Annotated in this window: 6 protein-coding genes; 3 read left to right on the top strand and 3 right to left on the bottom strand. The window is 75.8% G+C overall.

What is annotated here, in order from left to right:
- Positions 1-1,516: DEAD/DEAH box helicase (locus CBZ_RS19340; RefSeq protein ID WP_130783075.1), on the bottom strand; the 1,516-nt coding region annotated here is incomplete at its 3' end.
- 307 nt (positions 1,517-1,823) lie between these two features.
- On the opposite strand from CBZ_RS19340, the gene CBZ_RS19335 reads away from it, so the two are divergent.
- Positions 1,824-2,648 carry a ferritin-like fold-containing protein gene (locus tag CBZ_RS19335; protein ID WP_130783074.1) on the top strand — a complete coding sequence of 275 codons (825 nt, stop codon included), beginning with the start codon at positions 1,824-1,826 and terminating at the stop codon, positions 2,646-2,648.
- Between the two features lie 105 nt (positions 2,649-2,753).
- On the opposite strand, the gene CBZ_RS19330 is transcribed toward CBZ_RS19335, so the two are convergent.
- A complete protein-coding gene (locus CBZ_RS19330) occupies positions 2,754-2,978 on the bottom strand; it encodes a DUF3107 domain-containing protein (RefSeq protein ID WP_165446861.1) in 225 nt (74 codons plus the stop codon).
- Positions 2,979-3,049: 71 nt separating this feature from the next.
- Positions 3,050-3,718, bottom strand: coding sequence for a TetR/AcrR family transcriptional regulator (locus CBZ_RS19325; RefSeq protein WP_130783072.1), 669 nt, complete (start codon positions 3,716-3,718; stop codon positions 3,050-3,052).
- Positions 3,719-3,879: 161 nt separating this feature from the next.
- Here CBZ_RS19325 and CBZ_RS19320 point away from each other — a divergent pair, with 161 nt between their 5' ends.
- Together CBZ_RS19320 and CBZ_RS19315 are read left to right on the top strand one after the other, a co-directional pair.
- On the top strand, positions 3,880-4,776 hold the full coding sequence (locus tag CBZ_RS19320) for a DUF3152 domain-containing protein (protein ID WP_246013555.1): 897 nt from the start codon (positions 3,880-3,882) through the stop codon (positions 4,774-4,776).
- 84 nt (positions 4,777-4,860) lie between these two features.
- Positions 4,861-5,220: UvrD-helicase domain-containing protein (locus CBZ_RS19315; RefSeq protein WP_165446860.1), on the top strand; the 360-nt coding region annotated here is incomplete at its 3' end.

Genomic DNA, 5,220 nt, shown 5'->3' with positions numbered 1-5,220 from the left:
GCGCGGGACCGCTGCCCGCGCCGTCCCGACGGGCGTCACGCCCGCCGTCGCGACCCGAGCCGCCCCGACCCGCGCCGCCCTGGGCGGCACGCGGCGCACCGCCGCGCTTGCCGGTCTCGCCGAGGTCCTCGATCGCCTCCGCCGCGAGACCCGCGCGGGTCTGCTGCGACTTCGGCAGCCGGCCCTTGACGCCCTCGGGGATGTCGAGGTCGGCGTAGACGTGCGGCGAGCTCGAGTACGTCTCGACCGGCTCCGGGATGCCCAGGCCGAGCGCCTTGTCGATGAGGCCCCAGCGCGGGATGTCGTCCCAGTCGACGAACGTCACGGCCGTGCCCTTGTTGCCCGCGCGGCCGGTGCGGCCCGTGCGGTGCAGGTACGTCTTCTCGTCCTCGGGGCACTGGTAGTTGACGACGTGCGTGACGTCCTCGACGTCGATGCCGCGCGCCGCGACGTCCGTCGCGACCAGGACGTCGACCTTGCCGTGCCGGAACGCGCGCAGCGCCTGCTCGCGCGCGCCCTGACCGAGGTCGCCGTGCAGCGCGCCCGCGGCGAACCCGCGCTCGACCAGGTCGTCCGCGACCTTCGCGGCGGTCCGCTTGGTGCGCGCGAACACGATCGTCAGGCCGCGGCCCTTCGCCTGCAGGATCCGCGCGAGCAGCTCGACCTTGTCGAGCGCGTGGGCGCGGTACACGACCTGCTTGATGTTCTTGACGGTCTGGCGGCCGTCGTCGTCCGGGTCGGCCGCGCGGATGTGCGTCGGCTGCGTCATGTAGCGGCGCGCCATCGCGACGACCGCGCCCGGCATCGTCGCGGAGAACAGCATCGTGTGCCGCGACGCCGGGGTCGCCGCGAGCAGCGTCTCGACGTCCGGCAGGAAGCCCAGGTCGAGCATCTCGTCGGCCTCGTCGAGCACGACCGTGCGCACGCGCGTGAGGTCCAGGTGACGCTGCTTGAGCAGGTCGATCATGCGGCCCGGGGTGCCGACGACCACGTCGACGCCCTTGTTCAGCGCGTCGATCTGCGGCTCGTACGCGCGCCCGCCGTACACCTGCACGACACGGACGGTGCGGCGCGCGGACGCCGTCGCGAGGTCGCCCGCGACCTGCACCGCGAGCTCGCGGGTCGGGACGACGACGAGCGCCTGCGGCTTGCCGGGGGCGGGCAGGTCGTCGTAGCCGTCCTCACCGGGGGCGACGACCGCGTGGAGCAGCGGGACGCCGAAGCCCAGCGTCTTGCCGGTGCCGGTCTTCGCCTGACCGATGATGTCGTGGCGCGACAGCGCGACGGGCAGCGTCATGGCCTGGATGGGGAACGGCTGCGTGATGCCGGCGTCGGCGAGGGCCTGCACGATCTCGGGACGGACGTCGAAGTCCGCGAACGAGGCGTCGACGGCCTGCACCGAGGAGTACGTGCTGCGCAGGGGACGGGTCAGGGGCTCGGCCAGGGCGCTCGGGGCGGTCGGCTCGGTCGACTGGTCGTCGTCGGGGGCGACGAGGGAGGGATCGGTCGTGGTCACGGTCGCTTCTCACTGCGAAGGGTGGTGGTCCGCGCGCTGTCCGGTGCCACGACGACGGTCGCGGCGTCCCGGGCGACAGCGGACGTCACCACGCGGGTTGGCCGGCAGCCGATCGTGAAAGTGCGCTCGCGAGCCGCGTGCGGACGTGCGTCCGGCGCTGCGCGAGCCGGTCCAGGGACCGGGGACGGCGTCCCCTCCGAGACGACCGGGCAACCGATGTACCCGGACAGACTATCCGACGAGCCTGCGGACCCGGTCGGGGACGCACCGCGTCACACGGGAGGTGCGTCCGGCCTACGATCGTCGGATGACCACGCACGAGCGTCCCGCCGGTCCCGACGACGTCACCGGCACGGCTCCGGCACCCGCGCCCGGGGCAGGAGCCGACGGGGACGCCGGTGCCGACGCCCGCGGCGTGCCCGCGACGGTCGTCGCCGACCCGGCGCGGCTGGCCGACACCGTCGAGCTGCTCGGCCTCGTCGCGCAGCTCGAGCAGGTCGCGTTCGCGCGGCTCGCCGCCGACTCCGCCGTCGCGCCCACGACCGACCAGCGGCTCCAGCTCAGCCGGTTCGCCGCCGCCGCGATCACGCGCCGCGACGCCGTCCTGGCCCGCATCGTCGAGCTCGGCGCCGACCCCGTCGCGGCCATCGGCCAGTTCGACCACGTGCTCGACGACTTCGACGCCCGCACCCAGCCCAGCTCCTGGTGGGAGCGCCTGCTCAAGGCGTACGTCGGGTACGGCGTCGCGGACGACTTCTGCCGGCTCGCGGCCGACGCGCTCGACGAGGAGTCGCGCCGCGTCGTGCTCGCCGTCCTCGACGACGCCGCGCACGCCGAGCTCGCCGTCGCGGAGCTCGACGCCGCGGGAGCCGACGACGGCGTCCTGTCCGCACGGCTCGCGCTGTGGGGCCGCCGGCTCGTCGGCGAGGCCCTCGGGGTCGTGCAGCGGCTGCTCGTCCAGCGTCCGGGTCTCGCCCGCCTCGTCGCCCCGTCCGACGCCGCGCCCGCGCCCGCCGTCGCCGACCAGCAGGCGTCCGGCGTCGCCGCACCCGCGAACCCGCCGACCAAGGTGTTCGGCGAGCTCACCGCGCAGCACACGCGCCGCATGTCGCGGTTGGGCCTCACCGCCTGACCCGCCCGGCGGCCCGGCGGCTCGGCCGCCCGACCACCCGACGCACGACGAGGCCCCCGCGACCGTCCGGTCGTCGGGGGCCTCGTCGTCAGGTCAGGTGCCCGGTCAGATGCTGCCGAACCCCACGCGCGCCTTCGTCTCCGAGCCGATCTCGACGTACCCGAGGGTCGCCGTCGGCACGATGACCCGGCGGCCACGCGTGTCGTGCAGCTCCAGCGCGGGGGCACCGCCGAGCGCGGCGGCGACCGCCGCGGCGACCTCGTCGGCCGTCTGGTCGGTCTCCAGGACGATCTCCCGCGGCAGGTTCTGCACGCCGATCGTGATCTCCACTGCCATGTCTTCCTCGTCCTCCAGGTCGTCCGCTCGCGACTTCCCGGGCCTGCGGCCCGCCACGGACGATCCTAGGCTTCCTCGTACACGAAGTCGGGGCGGACGAGCCCGGCCACGCCGCCCCACGCGAGCTGCGTGACGAGCTCGGCGGTCAGACCGGCGTCGGCGACGGGCGTCGAGCGCAGCCGGTGCGTCGCCGCGCCCTGCGCCATCGCGATGAGCGACACGGCGAGGGTGTCCGACGCGGCCGGGGCGAGGCCGGTGACCTGGGCGAGCACGGCCGAGATGCGCCGGGCGGCCTCCAGCGACGCGTGCTCGACGCGGGCGCGGACGTCGTCGTCGTGCGTGACGTCCGACTCGAACAGCAGCGTCGAGGACTCGCCCGCGACGTCGACGAAGTCGATGTAGGCCCGGACGATCGCCGCGATGACGTCACGCCCCGCACCCCGGTGGACGGGCCCGGCCTCGAGCGGGGCGACCGCCACCTCGACCGCGGCGAGCAGGTCCGAGCCGCACTGGTCGACGACCGCGAGGTACAGGTCCAGCTTCGACGGGAAGTGGCGGTACAGGACGGGCTTGCTGACCTCGGCACGGTCGGCGATGTCGTCCATCGAGACGTGGTGGAAGCCCTCGGACGAGAACAGGCCCTGGGCGATGTGGAGCACCTGCGCACGGCGCTCGTCGCGGGCCATGCGCGGGCTGCGCGCCCGGTGCCGCGAACCCTCGGTGCCGTCCGTCATCCCGGCATGGTAGCGACGGCACGTGTCGGGGATGCGACCATGTCCGGGTGACCCCGCCCGAGATGCCCCGTCCGGACGCCGTCGGGGCACCCGGTCGGACGTCGGGACGCGCGGGTGCTCGCCGCCGTCGTCCGCTGCCGTCCGACGGTCCCGCGCCGGTCGTGCCGGGACGGCACGCCGGTCGTGCGCGGCTCGTCGTCGGGTCGCTCGTCGCGACGGGTGCGCTGCTCGCGGGGGCCGGGACCGCGGTCCTCACGCTGCCCGCCGGTGCCGCGACCGACGCCGTGCGCGGGGTGCTCGGCGGGTCCACCGGCGCGGCGCCGCTCGCGCTCGTGCTCGGCGGTGCGTCGGACGGCGATCCCGGCGCGCGCGACGACGCCGCGAGCCGCAGCGGGTCGCGCACCCCCGTCGAGGTCGTCGTGCCGCCCGTCGAGTCGCACGAGACGCTGCTGTCCGCCGACCCGCCCGTGCTCGCGCTGCCGCCGGACCTCACGCTCGTCGACGTCGCGTCGGGGCTGCTGTCCGCCGACGTCCCGGAGCGCGGGGCGGGGACGTTCACCGTGGTCCCGGGGTCCGACCCGGGACCGGGGACGGGGACGGTCCGCACGATCCGCGTCGAGGTCGAGGACGGCCTCGCGATCGACGGCGCGAAGTTCGCCCAGACCGTGATGGCCACGCTCAACGACCCGCGCGGGTGGGGGGCCGACGGGTCGCTGTCGTTCGCCCGCACCGACGGCGACGCCGAGCTCCGGGTGGTCCTCGCGTCGCCGGACACCGTCGACGTGCTGTGCGCGCCCCTCGACACGGGCGGCCAGGTCTCGTGCGGGACGAACGGGCGGGCGACGCTCAACCTGCGGCGCTGGGTCCACGCGACGCAGGAGACGACCGGCGACAAGGCCGCCTACCGGCAGTACCTGGTCAACCACGAGGTCGGGCACCTGCTGGGGCACCGGCACGAGTCGTGCCCCGGGCCGGGGCAGCTCGCGCCGCTCATGCAGCAGCAGTCGTACAAGGCTGCGCCCTGCCTTCCGAACCCCTGGCCGTTCCCGAACCCGTAGGCCCCTGCCGGCGCCGCCGGTCGTCCACGCCGTGCGACCTCGGGGTGGTCCGGGGTGTCGGCGGTCCGTGATGGGATCGGCACCGTGACGCCCCCCGCCGCGCTGCGCCTGCTGCGCCCCGCCCTCGCCGACGGACCGTCGCGGGGACCCGGCAGCCCGGTCCGGCTCGACGCCGACCAGGCCCACGCGGTCGAGCGGACCGTGCACGGCGACGAGCGCGCGCTGCTCGTCCTCGGTGCCCCCGGCACGGGCAAGACGACCGTCGCGCTCGAGGCCGTCGCCGCCGCCGTCGCCGCGGGCGTCGCACCCCAGGACGTCCTCGTCGTCTCCGCGGGACGGCGCGCGGCCGCCGACCTGCGCGACCGCCTCGCGGCCCGCCTGCGCGCGACGTCGGGCCGCCCGCTCGTCCAGACGGCGCCGGCCGTCGCCTTCGCGGTCCTGCGC

The organism is Cellulomonas biazotea, assembly GCF_004306155.1.
GTDB classification, from domain to species: domain Bacteria; phylum Actinomycetota; class Actinomycetes; order Actinomycetales; family Cellulomonadaceae; genus Cellulomonas; species Cellulomonas biazotea.
The sequence above is the reverse complement of the archived record's forward strand: the minus strand, read 5'-3'. Positions and strand labels throughout refer to the sequence as shown.